Raw genomic sequence first — 24,693 nt, 5'->3', positions numbered from 1 at the left:
GGCGGGTCGGCGGGTCGGCGGGTCGGCGGGCGTGCAGACGCTTCGGCAAGCATGCCGGTGTACCGGCGGGCAGCCCCGCCGCACCACCGGCACCGCCATCGCCTGCCGAAGCGTTTCAGCGCATCTGAACCTGCTCGTCCGCGATGTAGCTGCGGATCACGTCCGCGAAACTGCGCTCGCCGCTCATGCCCAACCGTTCGGCGCGCGTCGTATCCCATCGCCCCGGCCAGCTGCCGACGATCTTTTCGATGCGCGCATCCGGCTCCCGCACGATGCGCTTCGCGACCTCATCGCCGGCGACCTCGCGCAACGCCGCGATCATCTCGTCGACGCTCACCGAAATCCCCGGCAGATTTAGCGCGCGCTGGTTGCCGAGCGCGGCCGAGTCGAGTTCGAGTCCGGCGATCAGGCCCGCGATCGCCTGGCGCGGCGACAGCAGCCACACACGCGTCGAGCCCGCGACCGGACACACTGCCGTTTCGCCATTCAGCGGCTCGCGGATGATGCCGCTCGCGAACGACGACGCCGCCGCATTCGGCCGCCCCGGCCGCACGCTGATGGTGGGCAGGCGCAGCACGCGGCCATCGACGAAACCGCGCCGTGTGTAATCGTTGAGCAGCAACTCCGCGATCGCCTTCTGCGCGCCATACGACGATTGCGGATTCAACGCGGTGTCGTTCTGCACGACGTCGGGCAGATCGCCGCCATAGACCGCGACCGAACTCGTGAACACCACGCGCGGCCGATGCCCGCGCTGCCGGCAGGTCTCCAGCAGCAGGCGCGACGCATCCAGATTGATGCGCATGCCGAGATCGAAATCCGCTTCGGCCTGCCCGCTCACGATCGCGGCCAGATGGAAGATCGCCGCCGTCCGGTCGTCGATCACGCGTTCGAGCACGCTGCGCTCTGCGATGTCGCCCACTTCAGTGCGCACGCGGGGGTCGCCGAAGTCGCCGGCGCGCACCACGTCGAGCAACACCAGTTCGGTCAGCGCTTGCGGCGCGCCGTGCGGATCTTTGACGCAGCCGCGTGCGAGCAGTTCGCGTGCGAGACGCTGGCCGAGAAAACCCGCGCCGCCGGTAATCAGTATTTTCATGATCGGTCGTCCATCGTGTCGAGGTTAGCGGGCAGCGCTCAGATACGGCTTGAGCCAGCCGAGACCGGCCGAGGTGCCCGCACGCGGCCGGTATTCGCAGCCGATGTAGCCGTCGTAGCCGAGTGAGTCGATCAGCTCGAACAGATACGGGTAATTCAATTCGCCGATGTCGGGTTCATGGCGCTCGGGCACGCCGGCGATCTGTATGTGGCCGATGCCGGCCATATCGCGTTTGAGCTTCATCGCCAGATCGCCTTCGACGATCTGACAGTGATAGCAGTCGAACTGCACCTTGAGATTCGGCGCGCCGACTTCCGCGCAGATCGCCTGGGCGTCGTCCTGCCGAGTCAGGAAATAGCCGGGCATGTCGCGCGTATTGATCGGCTCGATCACGACCATCACCTCGTCGGCTTGCGCCGCCTGCGCGGCATACGCGAGATTCTGCAAATACACGTCGCGATGCCGCGCACGCGATTGATCCGCGCCGATCAAGCCGGCCATCACGTGCAGCTTGCGATTGCCGAGCACACGCGCGTATTCGAGCGCAGTCTCGACGCCGCGGCGAAACTCGTCCTCACGGCCCGGCAGCGAAGCGATGCCGCGCTCGCCGCCGGCCCAGTCGCCGGGCGGCGCATTGAAGAGCGCCTGGGTCAGAGCATGCGCGTCGAGCCGCGCCTTGATCTCGCCAGCGCGGAAATCATACGGAAACAGATACTCGACCGCTTTAAAGCCGTCTTTTGCGGCGGCGGCGAAACGGTCGAGGAAAGCGTGCTCGTTGTACATCATCGTCAGGTTGGCGGCGAAACGAGGCATGGCGGCAACTCCTTGAAAACAGTGTGATCCGGCGTGCGGCGCGGGCAATCGATGCGTGCGCCGCGCGCCCACGTCGATTTATCGATTGACCAGCTTCGCCGGCGTGAGCCACGTGGCAATCGCGCCGATCACCAGCATCACGGCAAGCACGTACATGCCGGTCTGCGTGCTGTGCGTGAGGTCTTTCAGATAGCCGATCATGTACGGGCTCGCGAAGCCCGCGAGATTGCCGATCGAATTGATGATGGCGATGCCGGCCGCGGCGCTCGCGCCCGACATGAATGCGGTCGGCAGCGACCAGAAGAGCGGCGCGCAGGTCAGCACGCCAGCGGCGGCCAATGACAGAAACGCGATCGACACCATCGTGTTGTCCGCGAACGAAGCGGCCACCGTGAAGCCGACCGCGCCGAACAGCGCCGGCACGATCAGATGCCAGCGACGCTCGCGGCGCTTGTCGGCGCTATGCCCCATCACGTTCATCACGACGATCGCGCACAGGAACGGAATCGCGCTCAGCAGTCCGATGTTGAACGCGCCGGTCACGCCGGTCGACTTGACGAGCGTCGGCATCCAGAACGTCAGGCCGTATTGCCCGGTGACGAAGGCGAAATAGATCAGCGACATCCACCAGGTGCGCGGATCGCGGAACACTGCGCCGAGCGAGTGCTTGTGGGTCTGTTCCTGCGGCTGCGCGGCGGCGATTTCATCGGCAAGCACGCGCTTCTCGGTATTGCTCAGCCACTTTGCGCTGGCGATGCCGTTGTCGAGATACAGGATCGTCGCAATACCGATCGCGATCGCGGGAATCGCTTCAATCAGGAACATCCATTGCCAGCCCGCCAAACCCGAGCTGTTATGGAAGCTCTGCATGATCCAGCCGGACAGCGGGTTGCCGAAGATTCCCGAGACCGGAATCGCCGACATGAACACCGCGATAATCTTCGCGCGCCGATGCGACGGGAACCAGTAGGTCAGGTACAGGATGACGCCCGGATAGAAACCCGCTTCGGCGAGACCCAGCAGGAAGCGCAACAGATAGAACTGCGTCGGCGTCTTCACGAACACGAACACCGCGGACAGCACACCCCACGTGATCATGATCCGCGCAATCCAGATCCGCGCGCCGAGCTTGTGCATCAGGATGTTGCTCGGCAACTCGAACAGAAAGTAGCCGATGAAAAACACGCCGGCGCCCAGCCCGAACACCGTCTCGCTGAACGCGAGATCCTGCGACATCTGCAGCTTCGCGAAGCCAACGTTCACGCGGTCCAGATAAGCGACCACGTAGCACAGCATCAGAAACGGCACGATGCGCCAGAACACTTTCTTATAGGTGCGTTCAACTTCGGCAGCGCCGGCTTGCGCCGCGTGCGCGGCAACGGGACGGCTGGCTGCGGGCTGATACGAGTTCATGCAATGTCTCCTTCCATGAATAGCCTGATGCGCCGCCGTGGGCGGCTTTGTCGTGTCGGGTGCTACCAGCGCGCGCCGAACACCGTGCGCAGTTCTTCGAGTGCGGCTTCGTCGAGCGGTGCGGGCCGCGGATTCGTCATCAGCCACAGGCGCGCGGTCTCCTCGAGTTCTTCGAGTGCATACGCGGCCTGCGCGACGGAACGCTCCCACACCACCGGGCCAAGACGTTCGAGCAACACCGCGCGAACGGTATCGGCGAGCGCGGCGATCTGCGCAGCCACCTGCGGATCGCCGGGACGCCGGTAACGGATCAGCGGGACGTGGCCCACTTTCATCACGTAGTACGGCGTGAGCGGCGGCAATACATCGGTCTCGCTCCAGACTCCCGCGAGCGTCAACGCGACCAGATGCGTCGAATGCGTATGGACGATGCCGCGCGCTTCGCCGTTGCGCGCATAGATGCCGCGATGCAGCGCCAGCGTTTTAGACGGCTTGCCGCCCGCTACCGCGTGGCCGTCGAAATCGACCTTGGCAATCCCGGCGGGATCGAGCCGGCCGAGACACGCGTCGGTCGGCGTGATCAGCCAGCCGTCGTCGAGCCGCGCGCTGATGTTGCCGGCAGTACCCACCGTATAGCCGCGCTGGTAGAGACTCGCGCCGATCGCGCAGATTTCCTCGCGCACGCGCGCTTCATTGGTCGTATGGAGTGCTGGGGCGCCGGTCATTGCGCGCCCCCGTCGAGATGACGCAACGCCTTGGCGAAGAAATCGGTCGCACCGAAGTTGCCCGATTTCAGCGCGAGCGCGAGCGGCTCGGCGCCGGTCGTCGCGGTGGCCGGCACGCCGGGATCGATCTGCGCGCCGATGCGCAGCGTGCGCACGTCGAGTGCCTGCACGACCGCACCCGACGTCTCGCCGCCGGCCACCACGAATTTACGCACGCCGCGTTCATGCAAGCCGCGTGCGATGGATGCCAAGGTGGATTCGACCAGATGCCCAGCTTCGTTCACGCCGAGTTCGCGCTGCACCGCTTTCACCTCGTCGGGCGTGGCGGTCGCGTAGATCAGCACGGGCTCGGCGCGCTCGAGATACGTCCGCGCGAATGCCAGCGCCTGCTCGACGACCGGTTCGCCGCGCGCCGCCGCGAGCGGATCGATGCGAAACGCCGGCCGCGTGGCGCACCATGCCGCCACCTGTGCGTTGGTCGCTTTCGATGCGCTACCGGCCAGCACCACCGACAATCCTTCGACGCGCGGCAACTGCGCGGCGTCGGCCTGCTCCGCGAGCAAGCCCGCGCGGCGGAAGTTGGCCGGCAAGCCCAACGCGACCCCAGAGCCGCCCGTGATCAGCGTGAGGTCCGCGCAGGCTTCGCCCAGCACGTGCAAATCGGCATCGCATACCGAGTCGGCAATCGCCATGCGTACGCCATCGTTGCGCAACGCTTCGAACGCTGCGCGCACGCTCGCGACGCCTCGCGCCACCGCGTCGTAACGCACGAGGCCGACTTTCGAGCCGGTCTGACGTTGCAGCACGCGTACGAGGTTCGCATCGCGCATCGGCGTGAGCGGATGATTTTCCATCCCCGACTCGTTGAGCAGCATCTCGCCGACAAACAGATGGCCGCGAAAGATCGTCCGGCCGTTCTCGGGAAATGCCGGGCAGGCGATCGTAAAAGCGCTGGCGTTGCCTGCGCAGCCCAGCGCGTCGAGCAACGCATCCGTCACCTGGCCGATGTTGCCCGCGTCGGTCGAATCGAAAGTCGAGCAGTACTTGAAGAAGAACTGCCGGCAGCCTTGCGCGCGCAGCCAGTCGAGCGCGGCGAGCGATTGAGCGACCGCGTCGGCGGCGGGGATCGTGCGTGACTTCAGCGCAACCACCAGCGCATCGGCCTCAATCGCTTCGTTCGACCGGGGCACGCCGATAGTCTGCACCGTGCGCATGCCGCCGCGCACCAGCATGTTGGCGAGATCCGTGGCGCCGGTGAAATCATCGGCGATGCAGCCGAGCAGTGCACGCTTCGTGCTAACTGTCATATCAAGTTCTCCTGCCTATTTCGCCGCCGGCACGTCGATGCCGGGGAAAATCTTGATCACCGCGGAATCGTCTTCACCGCCGTGACCGGCCGTCGACGCCATCATGAACATTTGATGCGCGGCCGCGGAGAGCGGCAGCGGAAATTTTGAGCGGCGCGCGGTATCGAGCACGAGCCCCAGATCCTTGACGAAAATATCGACCGCCGACAACGGCGTGTAATCGCCCGCGAGAATGTGCGGCACGCGGTTCTCGAACATCCACGAATTGCCCGCACTGTGCGTGATGACGTCGTACAGCGCGTCGGGATCGACGCCTTCGCGCAAACCGAGCGCCATTGCCTCGGCGGCCACCGCGATATGCACGCCGGCCAGCAGCTGGTTGATGATCTTCACCTTCGACCCCGCACCATGCGCCGAGCCGAGGCGATACACCTTGCCCGCCATCGCGGCCAGCACGTCCTCGCACGCGGCATAGGCGGCCGCCGGGCCGGACGTCATCATCGTCATCTCGCCGGACGCGGCGCGCGCCGCGCCGCCTGAAACCGGTGCGTCGAGCATCCGCAAGCCGGCTGCCTCGATCCGCTTGCCGAGCTCGATCGCGAAGTCTGGCGCGACCGTCGCACTCGCGATCACGACAGCGCCCTTCTTCATCGCGGCGATTGCGCCCTGCTCGCCAAACAGCACGGCTTCGGTTTGCGCGGCGTTCACGACCAGCGTGACGACCACTTCACACTGCGCGCCGAGCTCGGCGGGCGTTGGGCAACCCACGCCGCCTTCGGCGACGAACGCCTGCAACACCTCGCGGCGCAAATCGCAAGCGTGGACCCGAAAACCCGCGCGCAACAACGAGCGCGCGACACCCAGGCCCATTGCACCAAGACCGATGACACCGATATTTCTCGACATGCTTGACCTCTAAGAATTCGTTATGCGTTGCTGCGCCCGTCGAGCCTATGCGTACACCGCAGCCCAACCGCGCGCCATCCACTGAACCTCAGCAAATACCTGCTTCCGCGAGCCGCCGCGCGGCGTTGTACATATGCGTTTGCGCCGCATTGCGCGCCGCCATCGGATCGCCCGCGCGAATCGCGGCGGCAATGGCCGCGTGCTCTTCGCGCACCTGACGCGAAAAGTCCTCGCGCAACGCTTCGTTGCGGCGCGTGACGACCGTGCCTGCTTCCAGGTACTGATTCAGGAACGTGAGCGTTTTGAGGAAATACGGATTGCCGGTAGCCACCGCAATCGCGCGATGAAACGCGACGTCTTCAGCGACGCCGTCCTCGCCCTCGGCCACCGCCTGATCGATCCGCGCGAGCGCCGCGTCGATTGACGCCATGTCGGCGTCGGTGCGGCGCATCGCGGCTTCCGACGCGACTTCCGCCTCGATCGCCCGACGCAGCGCGAGAATCTGCACCACCGAGCCGGGTTCGATCGCTTCGGCGTAGTCGATCCGCAGCGGCCGCACCGCGCCGTGCGCCGCGACGAACACGCCACTGCCCTGGCGCGGCTCGACCACGCCCTCGTTCTTCAGCCGCGAGATCGCCTCGCGAATCACCGTGCGGCTCACGCCGAACTGCTGCGCCAGCACGGCTTCGGTCGGCAGCTTGCCGCCGCGCTCGAAGGTGCCTTTGTCGATCTGCTTGAGCAGCTGCTGCGCGACAGTGTCGCTCAACGCCCGGGCAGGAATCTTGTCGAACATCGATGCCTCGATTGATCATGTTATCGGGTCATCATACAAATTTTAGATGCCGCCTGCATCCGCGCAAACCCTGGGATTTTTTGGCGAATTCGCGTCAAGTTGGCGAAACAGAACGCTTAAGCTATCGTCACGCCTTTGCGCAGCAGCGCGCGTCGTGAACTGGCGCGCCCATCGTGCGCGCTTCTTCGAACGCTTCTTTCAAGGCCCATGAGCAAAGCCCTGCCGTCGTCTTCCGCCGTTCCCGCCAGCGTCGAGGCGGCCCCGGACAAACCGGGCGACTCGTATGTGCAGTCGTTCGCACGGGGGCTCGCGGTCATTCGCGCGTTCGACGCGACGCGCCCCGAGCAGACGCTCACCGACGTCGCCACCGCAACCGGCCTCACGCGTGCCGGCGCGCGCCGCATTCTGCTGACCCTGCAGACGCTCGGCTACGTGGAGGCCGAGGGGCGCCTGTTCCGCCTCACGCCGAAGATTCTCGACCTCGGCTTCGCCTACCTGACGTCGATGCCGTTCTGGAATCTCGCCGAGCCGGTGATGGAACAACTGTCGGCGCAGGTCCACGAGAGCTGCTCGGCGGCCGTGCTCGACCGCACCGAGATCGTCTACGTGCTGCGCGTGCCGACCCACAAGATCATGACCATCAACCTGTCGATCGGCAGCCGTCTGCCGGCGTATTGCACGTCGATGGGCCGCGTGCTGCTGGCCGCGCTAGACGACGAAACGCTCGACGCGACGCTCAGTTCGGCGCCGCTCTACGCACACACGCCGCGCACCGTCACCGACAAGGAAGAGTTGAAGAAGCTGATCGCGCAGGTGCGCCGCCAGGGATGGGCGATCGTCGATCAGGAACTGGAAGGCGGCCTGATTTCGCTGTCCGCGCCGATCCGCAATCGCCAGGGACGCGTGATCGCGGCGATGAACATCAGCGGCAACGCGCAACGCAATTCGGCGCGGCAGATGGTGAAGGCGTTTCTGGAGCCGTTGCAGCACGCCGCGCAAACCGTGTCGGAGATGGTGGCGCGGCGCGGGTGATGCTGCGCGCGAAGGCGTGCGAGATGGTCTGCGAGACGGTTTGCGTGCGGGCGCCTGACGGAAAAGACAGCGTTCAGCGCCGCTTCATCGGCCCAGATAGCGCTCCACCAGCCGCGCCCAGAACGCCGCGCCGATTGGCAGATTGCGGTCGTTGAAGTCGTAGTGCGGGTTGTGCACCATGCAGCCGTCCTCGCCCACGCCGTTGCCGATCCGCAGGAACGTGCCCGGCCGTTTCTGCAGCATGAAAGCGAAATCTTCGCTGCCCATCAAAATATCGGTGTGGGCGACCACCTTGTCGTCGCCGACCAGTTCGCGCGCCACCTCCACCGCGAAATCCGTTTCGGCGTCCGAATTAATCACCACCGGATAGCCTTCGATGTACTCGACGAGCGCCTTGCCGCCATAGCTCGCGGCCTGGGATTCGGCGAGCTCGGTAATACGCTTCTTCAGCAGCGCGCGCACTTCGGGGCTGAACGAGCGCACGCTCAGTTCCAGTGTCGCGCTATTTGAAATCACGTTATTCGCCGTCCCCGCGTGCATCGAGCCGACCGTCACCACCGCCGGCTGCGACGGATCGACGTTACGCGCGACGATCGTCTGCAACGCCATCACGATGCTCGCCGCCACCACGACCGGATCGACCGTCAGATGCGGCCGCGCCGCATGACCGCCGACGCCTTCGATCGTGATGATCGCCTTGTCGCCCGCCGACATGAACGGTCCTTTGCGAAACAGCAGCACGCCCGGCTCCGCGCCAGGATGGTTGTGCATGCCGAATACGGCATCGCACGCAAAGCGCTCGAACAGGCCGTCGTTGATCATCTTCAGCGCGCCGCTGTCGATGCCGCTCTCCTCGGCGGGCTGGAAGTACAGATGCACCGTGCCCGAAAAATTGCGCGTGGCCGCGAGACGTTGCGCGGCGCCGAGCAGCATCGTCGTGTGGCCGTCGTGGCCGCAAGCGTGCATCTTGCCGTGCGTGCCGCTCGCATACGGCAGGCCGGTTTGTTCGACGATCGGCAGCGCGTCCATGTCCGCGCGAATGCCGATGCTGCGCTGGCCGTCGCCTGCTTTCAGGGTACCCACCACGCCCGTTCGTCCGACGCCGCGCGTGACCCGCCAGCCCCACTGCTCCAGCTTCTGCGCCACCAGTGCAGCGGTTTGCAGTTCCTCGTAGGCCAGCTCCGGATGATGGTGAATGTGCTGGCGAATCTCGCGCAGGCTCTGCGCGGCGGGCTCCAGGTCGGACACTTCAGTCAGACGCACGGCTTCGTTCATCACGATGGCTCCATGGATCGATGCCGCACGATACGCGGCAAACAGCCCAGCACTATAGCCGATCGGCTGCTTGACCCGGCCGCTCGCGCAAATCGTCGCGCCGCTTGGCATGCACGCCGCGCAAATCGAAGAGGTGCTGCCGGCTTACGATCTCAGCATCGTTTCGCGGCGCGATCTGCTGCCCACGCCAGCCGTGCAGCAGTTCATGGCGTGTTTGCAGCAGGCGACACGCGAGCCGTTGGCAGCCATCGGTTGGCGGCCATCGAATCGCACGTGGTGTTACAGAACGCCGGCGCGCGACGTGAGAATGGCAACGAGCGCACGCCCCGCTTCTTCGAGCCGGCCAGAATTGTCGATGGTCATACAGCGCACGCCGTCGGGCAATGCAAACGGCGCGCGCCGCGCAAGCCGCGCCGCAACCTGCTCCGCCGATTCACGCGCCCGCGCGCCGAGCCGCGCTTCGAGAATGTGGGGCGCTGCGTCCACATGCACCACTTCCGCGAACGGATAACGCGCCAGCGTATGCTGCACATGCTGACGCGAGCCGTTGACGACCACCGTGCAACCGCGCGCCAGCCATACGTCGAGTTCCACGCCGATGCCATAGCGCAGCGAGTGACTCGACCACTCGAGCGCAAACAGACCGAGCACCGAACGCGCGGCGAACTCTTCGACGCTCAGCGCGACATGGACTTCGCCGTGGCCGCTCGGCCGCGTGATGTAGCGATGCGCAAACAGGATCGGCTCGCCCATCAGGCGCTTGCGCGCGAACGCCAGCAGCGAGTCCTTGCCCGCGCCGGACGGCCCCATTACATAGATCAAGCGACCTGCCATTTGCTATTTCACCTCGCAGTTCTGGAACGGCGTACGCTGCCACAACACGAACGGCTCACCCGGCGCCGGCTCGACGAAGAGCGCGGCCTGGTCGACGCTCAACGGCCCGAGCTCGGGCGTTCGCAGCCGCCACCACGCAAGCAGCGCTGCGCGTTCGCTGGGGTCGTCCAGTGAACCGGACAGCGTCATGTGAAAACGGAATTCGTCGAACACGTACGGATAACCCCATTCGACCAGCAGCGCACGCTGGCGTTCGCTGAGCGGCGCCGCGAGCCGGCTCGCCAGCTCGGCGGGCGACGGCCGCGCACGCAATGCGCAAAGCGAGCACAACGCGCGGCTCGCAACCGCGCGAATGCGCGCTTCGCCTTGCTGATCGGCGGGACGCAGCGCGACGAAATCGCCGAGCGTGGCAGCTTCCACGCACAACGCAAAGCTGGGTTGCGTGAGCGCCCATGCGCGCGTGGCAGCCAGCACGTCGTCTGGCGTCACGCCAGCGGCGAGCCGAAATGGCGCGACCAGCGTACCGTGCCAGCCATAGCGGCGTGGCGCTTCGGTCAGTTCCGTGAGCGCACGCGCGAGGCCTTCCGGTTGCGGCGGCTCGCAGCGTTCGCCGCTTTGCGCATCGCGGCCAAGCCATGTCGAACCGGCGCGCCACCATGCCGACTCACGCGACGGCGCGTAATACACGGCGAAACGCGCATCCCTGCTCCATGCCACGCCGCTCACAGGTCGTGCTCCACCAGCAACTGCACACGATCCGCCGCGAAGTGCGTGAAGCCATATTTGACCGGCGTGCCCTGCAGATCCACATCGACATTTTCGACCCACAGCACCGGCTGCTGGCGGTTGATGTTCAAACGCCGCGCCACTTCCGGCTCGGGCAGCACGCTGCCGATACGGCTCCACTTGCGTAGATAGTCGTTCACGCCGAACTCGGCCATCGCATTCGTGATGCTGCCGGTGCGCTCCAGCACCTCGGGCAGCCCGGCAAAGCGCGCCGCCGGATACCAGTTGCGCGCGAACGTGAGCGGCACGCCGTCGGACTCGTGCAGCGACTCGATCCGGTAGACCGTCGCGCCGGCCCGCAGGCCCAGCGCCTTCGCGACGCCCGGCTCGGCCTTCGCGCGCACCGCCGACAGCACGGTGCCCGCCGCCGCGTGATGCTGCTGGCGCAGATTCTCGGTGAAGCGCGTACGGCGGCCGATCGTATAGTCGATCGCGCCGGGTTGCACGAAGGTGCCGCGCCCCTGCTCGACGCTGACGAGGCCCGACGCAGCGAGGCCCAGCATCGCGCGGCGCACGGTATGCCGGTTCACGTCGAAGCGCCTGGCCAGTTCGCCCTCGCTCGGCAAACGTCCTTCTTCGCCGAAACCGCTGGCCGCGATCTCGGCCGCCAGAATCTGCTCGATCTGCCGCCAGACGGCAACACCCGCGCCGCGTTCGAGCATCGTGCCCGGCGTCGCGTTATCGTTCGATGTCATGGTGCTGTCATTCCCTTCGGTTCACCTATCCGCTCTCACGTGCATTGTAGTGCGCAAGCGATGATGGAAATGTGAAATGGTAGCGGCGCGCGAGCACACTGGACAAGCATAGCTGTAAACGTCTAGACGTTTAGATGAATAGATGGTCAAATGTCCACTCGCCGAATCAACAGGAGTTTCGATGAGCGCCACTTTCGCCTCACCTTGCTCCGCCACGCAGCGCGCGTGGATGGCCGGTCGTGATCAGCGGACTGCGTCCGCCAATGCGTCACTGATCAGATGCCCGCCATGAAACGGCACTAGAATGAACCAGCGAACCGCGGTACCCGACCACGCAAACACGGCAACACCACCCAGGCCCGCATGAAACGGAGCAAGTCGATGTTGATCAGGAACGCTCGTATCGTGACGCGAGACGAAGTTTTCACCGGCGTGCTGCGCGTCGAAGACGGCATGATTCGCGACATCGCGCGTGGCACGACCGCGGTGCCCGACGCGCAGGATTGGGACGGCGACTATCTGTTGCCCGGCCTCATCGAATTGCATACGGACAATCTCGAGAAGCACCTGGCGCCGCGTCCGGGGGTGCAATGGAACACCGATGCCGCCTTCGTGATTCACGATGCGCAAGTCGCCGCGGCCGGCATCACCACCGTGTTCGACGCGCTCGCCATCGGTTCACGCTCGAACGTGGGGTTGCGCGGTCGCGATCTGCAAACGCAATGTGCCGAATCGCTGCGGCGCTTTTCCGAGCGCAAGCTGCTGCGCGCCGAACACTTTCTGCATCTGCGCTGTGAGGTCGCCACCGCCGACGTGGTCGACGTGTTCGACTCGCTGTGCACGCATCCATTGCTGCGGCTCGCCTCGGTGATGGATCACACGCCCGGTCAGCGCCAATGGCACGACCGCGAGCAATGGCGCCGCTTCCAGGAACGCAACGGCAAGCTGAGCGACGAACATATCGCGAACGCGCTGGCGGAACTATCGGTTGAACAGGAGCGTTACGCCGATGCGCATCGTCGCGAGATCGTCGCGCGCTGCAGCCGGCTCGGCATTCCCGTGGCGAGCCACGATGACACGCTGATCGAGCACATCGAACAGGCCAAGGCCGAAGGCATCGTTCTCGCCGAGTTCCCCACTACCCGCATTGCCGCCGAAGCCGCACGCGAGCACGGCATTTCGACCATCATGGGAGCGCCGAATATCGTGCGCGGCGGCTCGCATTCGGGCAACGTGTCGGCGCTCGAACTGGCGCAAGCCGACCTGCTCGACATCCTGTCGTCGGATTATGTGCCGTCTAGCCTGCTGACCGCCGTGTTCGAACTGGTCGACAAGGCCGGCTGGACACTGCCGCGTGCGATGGCGACGGTCTCCGCCACGCCGGCGTGCACGGCCGGGCTGCACGATCGCGGCGCGATCGAAACGAGGCTGCGCGCGGACTTCGTGCGCGTGACGATGCTCGATACCCTGCCGGTGCCGCGCGCAACTTATCGCAGCGGGGAACGGATCGTTTGATGGGTGGGTGCTGACGAGGCGCGCAGTCCGTCGGGTCGATTACTTCGACCACGACACGCGCGCCGGCTCGTCCGGTTCGACGGCGCACGGGCTGCGATCGCCGAGTCACAGTGACTTGTTGTCGTGTCGGGCTGAGCGTTCGGCGCGAGTGAAGGTACGCCGGCACTCCCGGCGTACCACGCGCGTCAGGCGGTCGGCTCGGCCTCGCGCCCTTGCGTCGTGCCTTCGCCAATCCGCGCTCGTGCGGACCGGGCCTGCTCGAGCTGCTCATCGCGTTCGCGCAAACGCGCGTCGAGCACATCCTGATAGCGCAGATACGCGCAACGTCCACCGGACTTGGCCGCGTACATCGCGGCGTCGGCATTGAGCAGCAGTTCTTCAGCGGTGCCGCTGTCGTCCGGGAACAGGCTGATGCCGATGCTCGCGCCCACCGACATGCCGTGCCCATCCACCCGCAGCGTTTCGTTCAACGCCTCCATGATGCGCGCCGCGATCGCGGGCGCAGCTTCCGCAACGCGCGGCCCCTCGATCAGCACGATGAACTCGTCGCCGCCGAGGCGCGCCACCATGTCCGCTGAACAGAGCACCTGCTTGAGCTGGCGCGCCACCGCGACGAGCACCTTGTCGCCGACCGAGTGGCCGAACTGGTCGTTGATCTGCTTGAAGCCGTCGAGATCGACGAACAACACGGCAAGCCCTTCCCGACGCCGGGTCGCTTCGTCGATCGCGCTTTCGAGCTTCTGCATGAACAGCATGCGATTCGGCAATCCGGTCAACACGTCGTGCGTGGCGAGATGCGCAAGCTCGTGCTGCTTGTCATGCAGCACATCCATTTGCGCCTTGATTTCGCGGCGCAGGCGATCAAAGCAGCGCGCGAGCACGCCGATCTCGTCGGTGCGTTTGAGCGGCAGCGTGTGCATCGCGTGTTCGGCGAACAGGTGCGTCGCGGCATGCGCGAGCAGATGCAGCGGCTTGGTCAGCGCACGCGCGAACAGAATCGCCAGCAGCACGGCGAGCCCGCTGAAGATCAGCACCATGCGGATGATGCTGTAGCCGAGCCGATGCGCGCCCGACAACACATGGTCGAGCGGCTTGGCGAGACCGAGCACGATAAAGCGATTGCCCTCGGGGCCGCAAAAGGGCCGGCGCACGAAAGCGAGCACCTGACCGGCGGCCTGCGTCGGCCCCGTGAGGCCATTCACCATCACTTCGCTTTGCCTCTGCTCGAAGAGCGGCCTCGTCGCGGAGAAGCTGTCCTGCATCAGCACGCGCCGGCCCCGGTCGAAGCCGAACGTCTTCGACGCGTCGGGATGGACCAGAAAATCGCCCCATTCGTTGGTGAGATAGACGTGATAGTCGCTCGGCAAATCGCTTTGCAGGCGTTTGAGCATACCGGCCAGATCGGCGTCGATCACGACGACGCCCACCACGGCCCCATTGGCATCGGCCACTGGCGTGCCGAGCCGCAGCGTCGGTTTGCCCGCGGCGGCATGGGTGCCGTACTCGTGGTTGATCGAAATCGGCGATGTGTAGATGCGTCCGGGCGAAAACGTCAGCGTATCGAACACATACGCGAACTGGCCTTTTTCCTGCAGCTTGTCGCCTTCGACGCGCACGAGACCATCCGCGTCGCGATCGAAACGGATCAGCTCGAGCCCATGATGCTGACGGGTGATCAGACGGACTTGCAGGTATTCGGGGTGATGCACCATGAAGTTCGAATACACCTGCGCGAGCCGGTCACGCGCCACGTTTGCGCCGAACCCGTCGTCGGTTTGCGCGACGTTCGCCGTGGACGGCATGGTCGCCAGCACCAGCGCGTCGGCGCTGACATCGTCGATCGACGCGGCGAAGCGCTGCCCCAGCAGTTCCGTCGACGTCAGCAAGCTGTGCCCGGCTTCGTCCACGAGCAACGCGCGGTTGGCGTGATACGCGTAATAGCCGGTCGCGCCCGATGCGAGCACGCCGATGCACGCGAGCAGCACCGACAACTTGAAGGTCAAGCCTGGCCGGATCATCAGAACAGCTCCGACCGGTCGCCGGACACGATGCGGGTCCATAGCTGTTCGCGCCGTTGAATGTTTTCCACCGGCCCGATCCATACGATGCGCGCGTCGTCGCTGCTTTCCACGGGCGCCGTCAGCGTGTTGGCGAGTCCCTGACGCTGCGTCAGCAATGCGCTCACGCCCGGTTCGAGCATGTAGTTGATCCACGCAAGCGCGAGCGGCTGATCGGTCGCCGCCCGCGTCATCGACCAGCAATCGAGCCACGCGAGCGCGCCTTCATCGGGAATCACGTAGCCGACGTCGGCGCCCGCGCGGCGCAGCAGTTCGACCTGCTGGGTGCCGTAGTTGCCGAACATCAGCGCGACCTTGTGCTGAATGAAGAACGCGGTTGCCTCCTCGGGCAACGTGTAATAGGTCAGCAGGTTGCGGCGCAGCTCAACGAGCTTGCGTGCGATCACGCGAATCTGCGCGGCGTCGAGTTGAAACGGATGGGGATAGCCGAGCGCTAACGCCGTGAACGAGAAATTATGCTGCGCGCTGTTGAAGTCGAGCACCTTGCCGCGATAGCGCGGGTTCCACAACTCGCGCATCGAGCGCGGCGCGACGGGAATCTGCTTGCGATCGTAGATGAGCCCCATCGACGAATACGTGAATGGGATCGCGTACACCTTGCCGTCCGACGTGATCCCTTCGATCGACTTCAGCGCCTGAAAGCGCGGCAATTGTTTCCTTGTGTTCGGCAGGCTGGCCAGATCGAGCGGGGCCAGCAGCTTGGCCTGCGTATAACGACGGACTTCCGCCGTGTTGGCGGCGAGCACGTCGAACGGCGGCGTCGCGCTCGCATGCATCTGCGCCCACAGCGCCTCGTCGGAATCGACCAGCGTGACTTCCACTTTCGCCTGGTAGCGCTGCTCGAACGCCTTCACCACGTCGGCATCCGCATAGCCGGGCCAGGCGAGCACGCGCAGCACTCTCTCGCCAGCCATCGCCGCCGCCGACCCGAAACCGAAGCTGCAAACCACCGCAAACAGAAATGGCAAGAGGCCGCGGGAAAGGCTGCGGGAAAGGCGGCGGCGACGCAGAAGATGCACGCGTGCCGACGCGAAAGCGCCAACGATGCGCCGCTGAAACCACCGTGTACAGCAGCGTGTTGCGTCAGCCATTGACATCGTGTGCATAGACAACACCGTTTAGCAAAAGGCCTTCCGAACGAACACAAACGCGCAGCGGAATTGATCCGCCGACGTCGTGCCCGACGACCTGCTTCAGACTGATAGACCCGTTACGCTGATATCAGTGGCAATCGTGAGGAGCTACCGATGATAGCGCCAAAGCGTTAATTTTTCGTTGTCGGAACCGCGCGAGTCCGAAAAACCGTTTGTCAGCGAAAATCGGCAAATCTTCCCATCCGCATATAACGGCGATTTTTGCGCAATCTTTAACGGACCCATGGATACCAGCCGCCGCCTCGCCGCGCCTGCGCGGGCATGAGCGAGCGCGATACGGAACTGATGGACAACGGCGAACTCTGGTGCGGCGCGGTCGGCACCGGGCGCGCAATGGGAAACCCATGAGCGAGTACCGGATCGCCGCGGCATTTGTGCATTAGAATCTGTCCTCGCACGCCATCCGGTGTTTCACTGACTATCCAATGTTTTTGAACTGATAAGCTTGGCGCGCGCTGCTGGCCGCCCCGGCCGGCAGTTTGAACCCAGACCCGGTCGTGAGTCGCGCCGGGCGTCCCGCAGCGGCACAACCGCAGGCGGGCGAATTTGAACTACACCGAGGAGTAAAACAGTGAAAAAACTGCTAGCGGTTTTGACGGTTGCCCTGCTTGCCACCGTCTCGATTGGCGCACACGCTAAAGATTGGTCGACGGTCCGTTTTGGCGTTGACGCCAGCTACCCCCCGTTCGAGTCGAAAGGCGCAGACGGCAAGCTCGTTGGCTTCGACATCGACATCGGCAATGAAATCTGCAAGCGCATGGATGCCAAGTGCGTGTGGATCGAGAACGATTTTGACGGCATGATCCCCGCCCTGAAGGCGAAGAAGTTCGACGGCGTGCTGTCCTCGATGTCGATGACGCCGCAGCGTGCCGAGCAGATCGCGTTCTCGTCGAAGCTGTTCAACACGCCGACGCGCCTCGTGGCGAAGAAGGGTTCGGGCATCCTGCCGACCGCCGATTCGCTGAAGGGCAAGTCGATCGGCGTCGAACAGGGCACGATCCAGGAAACCTACGCCAAGACCTACTGGGAGCCGAAGGGCGCGAAGGTCGTGCCGTATCAGAACCAGGATCAGGTCTATGCCGACCTGCTGTCGGGCCGTCTGGACACGGCGCTGCAAGATGCCGTGCAAGCTGAGATCGGCTTCCTGAAGACGTCGCGCGGCGCGGGCTTCGAGTTCGTCGGCAAGGATCTGGTCGATCCGAAGATCCTCGGCAGCGGTGCGGGCATCGGCATGCGCAAGGAAGACACCGATCTGAAGGCGAAGGTCGACAAGGCAATCGCCGACATGATCAAGGACGGTACGTACAAGAAGATCGAAAAGAAGTACTTCGACTTCGACGTATACGGCAGCTAAGTCCACCACGCGCGTCCCGCGACGCGCTGGCCGGCTGGCAGCAAACGGGCTCCGCATCGCGGAGCCCGTTTCGTTTGTGGCGCCGCATCAAGCCACATCGTGCGTCATATCGGCTAAGATCGTGCGATCGCCGCGCCGCCGGCCGGCTTGACACGGCCCGGCCGCGCGGCTGCAGGCAGCCTGCAGAGAGACACGCTTTCCCACTGTAATCAATGACATAGAGCGGCAAGCCCGATCGAGCCGCGGATCCGAGACCATGCAAACCCAAACCCATCCACTGATTGCCCCGACGCTCGGCACCGAGCGCAACCTGACCAGTTTCCACTACGGTCCCGGCGGCGGGCAGAAGATTTATATCCAGTCGTCGCTGCACGCCGACGAGTTGCCTGGCATGCTGGTGTCGTGGGCGCTGCGCCGCAAGCTGGCCGCGCTGGAAGCCGCCGGCAAGCTGCGCGGCGAAGTCGTGATCGTGCCAGTGGCCAATCCGATCGGTCTGAACCAGCACTTTCTCGGCCATCTGAGCGGACGCTTCGAAACCAACACCGCGCAGAACTTCAACCGCAACTTCCATGATCTTTCGGTGCTGGTGCAGCCGGTGATCGAAGCGCGTCTGACCGATAACCTCGACGCGAACCGCGCGGCGATCCGCGCGGCAATGCGCGAGGCGCTCGACGCGCAGCAGCCGGCCACCGAACTCGACTCGCAACGTCTGGCGCTGCAAAAGCTCTCATACGATGCCGACGTCGTGCTCGATCTGCATTGCGACTGGGAAGCCGCGCTGCACCTGTACACGAACCCCGAGCTGTGGCCGGAAGTCGAGCCGCTCGCCCGCTATCTCGACGCCAAGGCGTCGCTCCTCGCGCTCAATTCGGTCGGCAATCCGTTCGACGAAATCCACAGCTTCTGCTGGTCGGAATTGCGCGGCCGTTACGGCGACCGCTTCCCGATTCCGAACGGCTCGATCTCGGTCACGATCGAGTTGCGCGGCCAGCGCGAAGTGTCGTACGACTATGCCGAGCGCGACGCGCAGGCGATCATCGAATACCTGACCACGCGCGGCGTGATCGACGGCACCGCCGCCCCACTGCCGCCGCTCGAATTCGCCGCCACGCCGCTCGCCGGTGCCGAACCGCTGGTCGCGCCGGCGAGCGGCGTGCTGGTGTATCGCTGCGAGGTCGGCACGTGGGTCGAACCCGGACACGCCATCGCGGATATCGTCGACCCGTTGACGGACCGCGTCAGCACGGTCAAGAGCAGCGTGGCCGGCGTGCTGTATGCGCGCCATCTGACGCGCTTTGCGACGGCTGGCCTGGAGTTCGCGCGGATCGCCGGCGCGAAGGCGTTCAGGAGCGGTTCGCTGCTGAGCAACTGACGCGTAGCTGAAGGCGCGCTCGGAATGCCGGAATGATCGCGCCTTTGAACTGCGTATCGATGTACTTGTGCACCTCGTCGGACTCGTACGCTGCGCGTTGCATGCTGTTCCCCTAAGCGATTGAATGGACGCGCATCGTCGCATGCACACGCGACACGCGAGAATCAATCGTTTCTCACACGCTTATCTCCACGAGCTGCAAAAAGCTTAAACGCACGGCGCCTTGCGCAATTTCGACTTGCAAAGCGATGCAAGTGTCGCGCCGGCACGACAGATTTCAAATATCGCGGCACTGTCACATACCTTACTCTGCGTTCCCTTAAATTTCCGGCCGTCGCACGACCTAGCCAAAGAGCATGGCGTCGCGATCGCTTAATCTTTAATCGGAGAACGTTTTGAACAAAAAAGTATTGACCGCCGCTACGCTCGCAGTTTTCGCTTCCGCCGCACACGCACAAAGCAGCGTCACGCTTTACGGCCTGATCGATGCCGGTATCAGCTACGTGAACAATTCGAAGACGGCCACCGGCCACGGCAGCCTCTTCAAGTATGACGACGGCGTCGCGCAAGGCAGTCGCTGGGGCCTGCGCGGCACCGAAGACCTCGGTGGCGGCCTGAAGGCGCTGTTCATGCTGGAAAACGGCTTCAACAGCGGCAACGGCACGGCTGGCCAGGGCGGCGCGATGTTCGGCCGTCAGGCCTATGTCGGTCTGTCGCAGAACAACATCGGCTCGCTGACGTTCGGTCGTCAGTACTCCTTCTCGACCGACTATCTGGGCAGCAATTACTCGACCGGCGGCCTGACCGTCGCGGGTAACTACGCTTACCACATCAACGACGTCGACCAGCTGACCTCCAGCCGCATCAACAACTCGGTCAAGTTCAGCAGCGCGAATTTCGCCGGCCTGACCTTCGGCGCGATGTACGGCTTCTCGAACCAGGCTGGCGCATTCGCTGGCGCACCGGCAGTCGGCACGACCGCGGGTTCGTCGCGCGCTTACAGCTTTGGCCTGAACTACGCGAACGGTCCGTTCGGCATCGGTGCGGCGTACACGGACATCACCTTCCCGAGCCAGGCTACGCCGGCATTCTCGACCAACATCGCCAACGTGACGATCGCCAACGTCCGCGATCTGCGCACGTTCGGCGTGGGCGGCCGTTACGCGATCGGCGCGGCGACGCTGTGGGCGTTGTACACCAACACGCGCTTCGAACCGGTCACGGGCAGCTCGACGACGTTCGCTACGTACGAAGCAGGCGCGAAGTACGCGTTCACGCCGGCTATCACGGGCGGTCTCGGCTACACGTACATGCACCTGAGCAACGCGAACACCGGCCACTTCAACCAGGTGAACCTGAGCGCCGACTACGCGTTGAGCAAGCGCACGGACGTGTACGCACTGGGTATCTATCAGATCGCGTCGGGCCGCAACGGCACGCAGGATCTGCAAGCGCAGATCGGTTCGAGCACGAGCTACTTCAACACGTCCGGCCTCGGCGCAGACAACCAGCTGGCGTTCCGCGTCGCTATCCGTCACAAGTTCTAAGCGAATCGTTGCCGGCAAGGAGCGCGCGTTCCTTGCCGGATCGATGTGATGGAAAACGCCCTGCGGGGCGTTTTTCTGTTTTGGGCCGATCCACCGACGTCTTTTAGCCTTCGCGCCACACCACGTCTTTCGGGCTGATCGTGTAGCGCAGCATCCTTTCGCGCGATGCTTCGAGCAGACGCGTCATCGCGGCGGACGCGGCCTCCGGTTCGCGCGCAACGATCCGGCGACGCACGGCGTCATGCAGTTCGATATCTTCGCTCGGCCGCGCCGCCTGCCGCAGCAGCATCTCCGACGACACCCGCAACGCCGCCTTGATCGCACTGCCGATCGTGATGAACATGCCGTTCTGCGACATCGCGATGATCGCCATATGAAACTCCAGCACCGCTTCGCCCACCGCGCGCACATCCGAATGTGCCGACGGCGATGCATAGGCGCTCGCCAGCTCGCGGTAGCGGCGCTCGATCAGCTGAAGGTCGTCGTCGCTGCCGTGCCGCGCCGCCAGAAAGCTCGCGCGAGGCTCGAAACAGATGCGCATCTCGAAGATGTCCTCGACGATCTTCGAATCGAACTGCGCATTGAGCCGCCACGCGAGCACGTCACGGTCGAGCAGATTCCAGTCCGAGAACGGCAACACGCGCGTGCCGATCTTCGGCGTCACTTCGATCAGGCGCTTGCCGGTGAGCTGTTTGATCGCCTCGCGCACAGTCGTGCGACTCACACGGTACTCGGTGCACAACTCGCTTTCGACAGGGAGCAGATCGCCCGGGCCGAATTCGCCCGAGACGATCCTCATGCCGACGATCCGCGCGACCTGCGCGGTCATCGTCCCTACGACGGGCTCACGCTCGAACATCACCCCTCCTTCGTAGACGTCCCGTGCGAACCACCTAGCCGCGCTTTGCCGCGGTCGTGACGATCACGTTCCACGAGCCCGGCTTCAGGCGCGCCGTCAGTTTCTCGCCATCGACCAGCACGTTTTCGTTGGTCGTGGGCACGACCGTCAGCGGCGCTTCGCGCGTATTCACCGCCTTCATGTTCGGGTGGTGAAGTTCGAGCGCGTGATCGAGCGTGCGCTCCACGCCGAGGCCGCGCAATTCGATGCTGAGGTCCATCTCGTCGGTCAGGTGCCGGTTCAACGCGAAGATCGTAGTGGTGCCGCTCGCGCGGTCGTCGACCACGGCGGCGCACAGGTAGGCGATCTCGGGGAAGGTTTCGGCCTCATAGGCCGGCGATTCGATCACCGTCTTGAGCACGCGACCATGACCGAACTTCGACGCCTGCGAGAACGGATAAAAGATCGTCTGCCGCCAGGCGGCTCCGCCCGGCTCGGTCATGATCGGTCCGATCACGTTGACGAGTTGCGCGAGGCACGCCGTTTTGACGCGATCCGCGTTGTTCATCATCGTGATCAGCGCGCCGCCAACCACCAGTGCGTCCTCGGCGTTGTAGACCTCTTCGATCAGGCGCGGCGCGCTTGGCCAGCCCGGCTTGCGCAGATCGTTGATCGTGCGGGCCTTGTACCAGACATTCCATTCATCGAACGACAGCATGATGCGTTTGCTCGAATGCTTGCGCGCCGCCACGCTGTCCGCAACGGCGGCGATCTCCTTGATGAACAGATCCATCACGTCGATGTTGCCGAAGAATTCCGCGGTCGAGTCATGACGGTTCTCGAAGTACGTATGCAACGAGATGAAGTCGACCTGATCGAAGCAGTGTTCGAGCACGCGGTCTTCCCACGCGCCATAGGTCGCCATGTCATGGGTCGACGAGCCGCATGCCGCGAGTTGAATGGTGGGATCGACCGCGCGCATCAGCTTGGCCGTTTCGAGCGCGACGCGACCGTACTCGTCGGCGGTCTTGCGGCCGATTTGCCAGGGACCGTCCATCTCGTTGCCGAGACACCAGAACTTGATGTCGTGTGGCTTCGCATAACCATGTTCGTGACGCAGGTCCGACAGCGCGGTGCCGCCAGGATGATTGCAGTACTCGACGAAATGGCGCGCTTCGTCCGGTCCGCGCGTGCCGAGATTGACCCCGTACATCGGCTCGATATCGAGCTCGCGGCACCAGTCGATGAATTCGTTGGTGCCGAACTGATTGGTCTCGACCGAATACCATGCGAGATCGAGCCGCTTCGGCCGCTGCGCCTTCGGGCCGACACCGTCTTCCCAGTTATAGCCCGACAAAAAGTTGCCGCCGGGATAACGGACGATCGTCGGTCCGAGTTCGCGTGTGAGCGCCATCACGTCTTTTCGATAGCCGCGCTCATCCGCGTCGGGGTGATCCGGCTCATAAATGCCGGTATAGACGCAGCGGCCCATATGTTCGACGAAAGTACCGAACACGCGCCGGTCAAGATCCGCGACGACGAAATCCCGGTCGACGACAAGGCGGGAAGTAATCATTGTGATAGGTCCTGTTGTGAGATCGCCTGCGCGTGCCGCGCGATGCGGCACGCCGGCTATTGAGCCCGTTGGGTTCGGTGAGGTTCCGTTGAGTTCCGTTGAGTTCGGGGCAGGCGTGCGACCACTACCTGGACAGCAGCTTGTTGACGCGGTCTTGTGCATCCTGTTCGACGGCGGCAATCGGCTTGCCTGAGGTCAACATGTTGCTGACCTCGCTGCCGACGATCTCCTGAATCGCGAACTGACGCGGCACAGTGTTCGGCAGCGAATAGCCGGTGGACGAGATCTCCTTGATGTCCGCGCGATGCGGCAACGCGTTGAACGCCGCGCTATCGATGACCGACTGCCGCGCCGGCAGATGCCCGGTACGGGCCCAGTCGGCGTCGTGGTCGTAGAGGAACTTGAGGAACACGAACGCGGCGTGCCGGCTCTTGTCATCCTTCGCGCCGCCCTTGAGCATGACCCATGAGTGGCCATCGGCCCACACCGCTTTCTTCTGGAACAGGTTCGGGAATGGCACGACCTCGTAGCCGTTGTTGGCGAGCGGCGAATCGGTTTTCTTCGACAGGTTGGTCAGGTCCTCGATCACCCATGTGCCGCAGATCAGCACACCTGCCTTGCCGTTCATGAACGCCTGGTTCGACGCGCCATAGTCGAGGTTCGGGGTGATGTCGCCCGCCTTCATCAGCCCATCCAGCAATTGCAGTGCGTTGGTCACGGGCTTGACGCGCGGATCGATTCTTGTCGGGCCTGACGGAAAGAGCGTGCCGTTCTGCTGATAGACCATCGTGTACAGCGAGCGCGTCTGCGCGGCGCTCTCGTTGGCGATCGGCATCGTGATGTACGGCAGACCGGTCTTGTCCTTGAACTGTTTCGCCTGCTTCAGCAGTTCGTCGGGCGTGGTCGGCAGGATCGGCTTGCCGCTCGCGTCGACCAGACCCGCCTTCCTGAACAGATTGATGTTGATATGCCAGAGCCACGAATGCGTGTCGAACGGCAATGCGTAGGTCTTGCTGTCGAACGTGACGCCGCGGCGCGCGTGGTCCGTGAAGTCCTTCGTATCGACCCCCACCGATCTGAACCCGTCGTCGAGCGGTTCGACGAGCTTGCGCTTCACATAGTCGCCGAGCACTGCTTCGTGCATGACCGAGATCGTCGGTACGTCGTGACTCAGAATGCGCGCGTCGATCTGCGTATAGTAAGGAGCCCATTCGATGATCTGCGGCTTGACGACGATGTCTTCCTTGTTCGTCGCATTGAACTCATTGACCAGCGTCGTGATGATTCCGCACTCACCCGTGGCCTTGCTCACGTCGTTCACCTTGCCGTATTCAGCGTCGCAGGCGCCGAAAAAGCGCGACAGCGTAATTTCGGTTTTGGCCTGAGCCGGCGCCGCGAGGCCGGCCGCCAGACTCAGCAAGGCAAGCGAAAGCGCACCGCGTACGAGCGATCTCTGCATGGTTGTCTCCTGTCGAATACTCGATGAGCCGCGTATTTCCAATCGACACCGCGCGGCCGCTATGGGTTACCGGCGTGACCGGTTCATTTCAAGCAAGGCGCCGAAGTTGGAAACATCGGTGTGCC

General features: G+C 64.2%; 21 protein-coding genes and 1 pseudogene. 6 read left to right on the top strand and 16 right to left on the bottom strand.

The genetic code is table 11. The features are described from left to right. Positions 1–115: 115 nt before the first annotated feature. The 7 genes from denD to BN2475_RS00705 form a co-directional block, all read right to left on the bottom strand. On the bottom strand, positions 116–1,096 hold the full coding sequence (gene denD, locus BN2475_RS00735) for a D-erythronate dehydrogenase (RefSeq protein ID WP_094777660.1): 981 nt from the start codon (positions 1,094–1,096) through the stop codon (positions 116–118). Positions 1,097–1,120: 24 nt separating this feature from the next. Beyond that, positions 1,121–1,909, bottom strand: a complete 789-nt coding sequence (otnI, locus tag BN2475_RS00730) for a 2-oxo-tetronate isomerase (protein WP_094777659.1) — start codon at positions 1,907–1,909, stop codon at positions 1,121–1,123. Between the two features lie 78 nt (positions 1,910–1,987). Next, complete coding sequence (locus tag BN2475_RS00725; protein ID WP_094777658.1) at positions 1,988–3,322, bottom strand: MFS transporter; 1,335 nt, start codon at positions 3,320–3,322, stop codon at positions 1,988–1,990. Positions 3,323–3,384: 62 nt separating this feature from the next. Further along, positions 3,385–4,047, bottom strand: a complete 663-nt coding sequence (gene otnC, locus BN2475_RS00720; protein ID WP_094777657.1) for a 3-oxo-tetronate 4-phosphate decarboxylase — start codon at positions 4,045–4,047, stop codon at positions 3,385–3,387. After that, on the bottom strand, positions 4,044–5,354 hold the full coding sequence (gene otnK, locus BN2475_RS00715) for a 3-oxo-tetronate kinase (protein WP_094777656.1): 1,311 nt from the start codon (positions 5,352–5,354) through the stop codon (positions 4,044–4,046). Before otnK ends, otnC begins: the two co-directional genes overlap by 4 nt. 15 nt (positions 5,355–5,369) lie before the next feature. Further along, complete coding sequence (gene ltnD, locus BN2475_RS00710) at positions 5,370–6,260, bottom strand: L-threonate dehydrogenase (RefSeq protein WP_094777655.1); 891 nt, start codon at positions 6,258–6,260, stop codon at positions 5,370–5,372. An 88-nt stretch (positions 6,261–6,348) separates the two neighbouring features. After that, positions 6,349–7,053, bottom strand: coding sequence for a FadR/GntR family transcriptional regulator (locus tag BN2475_RS00705; protein ID WP_094777654.1), 705 nt, complete (start codon positions 7,051–7,053; stop codon positions 6,349–6,351). Positions 7,054–7,260: 207 nt separating this feature from the next. Between BN2475_RS00705 and BN2475_RS00700 the strand changes: the two genes are divergently transcribed. Continuing rightward, on the top strand, positions 7,261–8,085 hold the full coding sequence (locus BN2475_RS00700; RefSeq protein ID WP_094777653.1) for an IclR family transcriptional regulator: 825 nt from the start codon (positions 7,261–7,263) through the stop codon (positions 8,083–8,085). A gap of 84 nt (positions 8,086–8,169) precedes the next feature. Here the strand turns inward: BN2475_RS00700 and BN2475_RS00695 are convergent, their stop codons facing one another. After that, a complete protein-coding gene (locus BN2475_RS00695) occupies positions 8,170–9,360 on the bottom strand; it encodes a M20 aminoacylase family protein (protein ID WP_094777652.1) in 1,191 nt (396 codons plus the stop codon). A 61-nt stretch (positions 9,361–9,421) separates the two neighbouring features. On the opposite strand from BN2475_RS00695, the pseudogene BN2475_RS35225 reads away from it, so the two are divergent. Next, a pseudogene (locus tag BN2475_RS35225) lies at positions 9,422–9,601 on the top strand (LysR family transcriptional regulator); the annotation flags it as partial. A 38-nt stretch (positions 9,602–9,639) separates the two neighbouring features. On the opposite strand, the gene phnN reads toward BN2475_RS35225, so the two are convergent. Genes phnN through phnF form a run of 3 tightly spaced genes read right to left on the bottom strand, consistent with a single transcriptional unit; the run spans position 9,640 to position 11,675 of the window. Beyond that, the gene (gene phnN, locus BN2475_RS00685; RefSeq protein WP_094777651.1) at positions 9,640–10,194 is read right to left on the bottom strand and encodes a phosphonate metabolism protein/1,5-bisphosphokinase (PRPP-forming) PhnN; all 555 of its coding nucleotides are present in this window, start codon (positions 10,192–10,194) and stop codon (positions 9,640–9,642) included. A gap of 3 nt (positions 10,195–10,197) precedes the next feature. Then, positions 10,198–10,920, bottom strand: a complete 723-nt coding sequence (locus tag BN2475_RS00680; RefSeq protein ID WP_094777650.1) for a DUF1045 domain-containing protein — start codon at positions 10,918–10,920, stop codon at positions 10,198–10,200. Next, a complete protein-coding gene (gene phnF, locus BN2475_RS00675) occupies positions 10,917–11,675 on the bottom strand; it encodes a phosphonate metabolism transcriptional regulator PhnF (RefSeq protein ID WP_094777649.1) in 759 nt (252 codons plus the stop codon). Before phnF ends, BN2475_RS00680 begins: the two co-directional genes overlap by 4 nt. A gap of 363 nt (positions 11,676–12,038) precedes the next feature. On the opposite strand from phnF, the gene BN2475_RS00670 reads away from it, so the two are divergent. Then, on the top strand, positions 12,039–13,190 hold the full coding sequence (locus BN2475_RS00670; protein WP_094777648.1) for an alpha-D-ribose 1-methylphosphonate 5-triphosphate diphosphatase: 1,152 nt from the start codon (positions 12,039–12,041) through the stop codon (positions 13,188–13,190). A 185-nt stretch (positions 13,191–13,375) separates the two neighbouring features. Here BN2475_RS00670 and BN2475_RS00665 read toward each other — a convergent pair whose 3' ends face one another. Then, positions 13,376–15,208: a diguanylate cyclase domain-containing protein gene (locus BN2475_RS00665; RefSeq protein ID WP_094777647.1), complete on the bottom strand. Its 1,833-nt coding sequence runs from the start codon at positions 15,206–15,208 to the stop codon at positions 13,376–13,378. Beyond that, entirely contained in the window at positions 15,208–16,374 is a 1,167-nt protein-coding gene (locus BN2475_RS00660; RefSeq protein ID WP_425435436.1) for an extracellular solute-binding protein, read from the bottom strand. The genes BN2475_RS00665 and BN2475_RS00660 overlap by 1 nt, the downstream gene beginning before the upstream one ends. 619 nt (positions 16,375–16,993) lie before the next feature. Between BN2475_RS00660 and BN2475_RS00655 the strand changes: the two genes are divergently transcribed. From BN2475_RS00655 to BN2475_RS00645, 3 genes are all read left to right on the top strand, one after another. Then, positions 16,994–17,776: an ABC transporter substrate-binding protein gene (locus BN2475_RS00655; RefSeq protein WP_094777646.1), complete on the top strand. Its 783-nt coding sequence runs from the start codon at positions 16,994–16,996 to the stop codon at positions 17,774–17,776. Between the two features lie 256 nt (positions 17,777–18,032). Further along, positions 18,033–19,148, top strand: coding sequence for a succinylglutamate desuccinylase/aspartoacylase family protein (locus tag BN2475_RS00650; protein ID WP_094777645.1), 1,116 nt, complete (start codon positions 18,033–18,035; stop codon positions 19,146–19,148). Between the two features lie 395 nt (positions 19,149–19,543). Beyond that, on the top strand, positions 19,544–20,695 hold the full coding sequence (locus BN2475_RS00645; protein WP_094777644.1) for a porin: 1,152 nt from the start codon (positions 19,544–19,546) through the stop codon (positions 20,693–20,695). Between the two features lie 103 nt (positions 20,696–20,798). Here BN2475_RS00645 and BN2475_RS00640 read toward each other — a convergent pair whose 3' ends face one another. The 3 genes from BN2475_RS00640 to BN2475_RS00630 form a co-directional block, all read right to left on the bottom strand. Next, a complete protein-coding gene (locus tag BN2475_RS00640; RefSeq protein WP_094777643.1) occupies positions 20,799–21,554 on the bottom strand; it encodes a FadR/GntR family transcriptional regulator in 756 nt (251 codons plus the stop codon). Between the two features lie 34 nt (positions 21,555–21,588). Further along, positions 21,589–23,109, bottom strand: a complete 1,521-nt coding sequence (gene arfA / locus BN2475_RS00635; RefSeq protein ID WP_094777642.1) for an arabinosylfuranosidase ArfA — start codon at positions 23,107–23,109, stop codon at positions 21,589–21,591. Between the two features lie 124 nt (positions 23,110–23,233). Further along, on the bottom strand, positions 23,234–24,568 hold the full coding sequence (locus tag BN2475_RS00630) for an extracellular solute-binding protein (protein WP_094777641.1): 1,335 nt from the start codon (positions 24,566–24,568) through the stop codon (positions 23,234–23,236). Between the last annotated feature and the right edge of the window lie 125 nt (positions 24,569–24,693).

The sequence above is a fragment of the Paraburkholderia ribeironis genome, assembly GCF_900019265.1.
Taxonomy (GTDB): domain Bacteria; phylum Pseudomonadota; class Gammaproteobacteria; order Burkholderiales; family Burkholderiaceae; genus Paraburkholderia; species Paraburkholderia ribeironis.
This window is presented reverse-complemented; position numbering and strand designations above follow the sequence as displayed.

Bases quoted from the DNA above. Each gene is read 5' to 3' on its own strand.
- BN2475_RS00725 (WP_094777658.1), bottom strand. From the start codon at position 3,322: ATGAACTCGTATCAGCCCGCAGCCAGCCGTCCCGTTGCCGCGCACGCG.
- BN2475_RS00670 (WP_094777648.1), top strand. From the start codon at position 12,039: ATGAAACGGAGCAAGTCGATGTTGATCAGGAACGCTCGTATCGTGACG.
- BN2475_RS00650 (WP_094777645.1), top strand. From the start codon at position 18,033: ATGCAAACCCAAACCCATCCACTGATTGCCCCGACGCTCGGCACCGAG.
- denD (WP_094777660.1), bottom strand. From the start codon at position 1,096: ATGAAAATACTGATTACCGGCGGCGCGGGTTTTCTCGGCCAGCGTCTC.
- phnN (WP_094777651.1), bottom strand. From the start codon at position 10,194: ATGGCAGGTCGCTTGATCTATGTAATGGGGCCGTCCGGCGCGGGCAAG.
- otnC (WP_094777657.1), bottom strand. From the start codon at position 4,047: ATGACCGGCGCCCCAGCACTCCATACGACCAATGAAGCGCGCGTGCGC.
- ltnD (WP_094777655.1), bottom strand. From the start codon at position 6,260: ATGTCGAGAAATATCGGTGTCATCGGTCTTGGTGCAATGGGCCTGGGT.
- arfA (WP_094777642.1), bottom strand. From the start codon at position 23,109: ATGATTACTTCCCGCCTTGTCGTCGACCGGGATTTCGTCGTCGCGGAT.
- phnF (WP_094777649.1), bottom strand. From the start codon at position 11,675: ATGACATCGAACGATAACGCGACGCCGGGCACGATGCTCGAACGCGGC.
- BN2475_RS00630 (WP_094777641.1), bottom strand. From the start codon at position 24,568: ATGCAGAGATCGCTCGTACGCGGTGCGCTTTCGCTTGCCTTGCTGAGT.
- BN2475_RS00660 (WP_425435436.1), bottom strand. From the start codon at position 16,374: ATGCACACGATGTCAATGGCTGACGCAACACGCTGCTGTACACGGTGG.
- BN2475_RS00700 (WP_094777653.1), top strand. From the start codon at position 7,261: ATGAGCAAAGCCCTGCCGTCGTCTTCCGCCGTTCCCGCCAGCGTCGAG.
- BN2475_RS00705 (WP_094777654.1), bottom strand. From the start codon at position 7,053: ATGTTCGACAAGATTCCTGCCCGGGCGTTGAGCGACACTGTCGCGCAG.
- BN2475_RS00640 (WP_094777643.1), bottom strand. From the start codon at position 21,554: ATGTTCGAGCGTGAGCCCGTCGTAGGGACGATGACCGCGCAGGTCGCG.
- BN2475_RS00665 (WP_094777647.1), bottom strand. From the start codon at position 15,208: ATGATCCGGCCAGGCTTGACCTTCAAGTTGTCGGTGCTGCTCGCGTGC.
- otnI (WP_094777659.1), bottom strand. From the start codon at position 1,909: ATGCCTCGTTTCGCCGCCAACCTGACGATGATGTACAACGAGCACGCT.
- BN2475_RS00695 (WP_094777652.1), bottom strand. From the start codon at position 9,360: ATGAACGAAGCCGTGCGTCTGACTGAAGTGTCCGACCTGGAGCCCGCC.
- otnK (WP_094777656.1), bottom strand. From the start codon at position 5,354: ATGACAGTTAGCACGAAGCGTGCACTGCTCGGCTGCATCGCCGATGAT.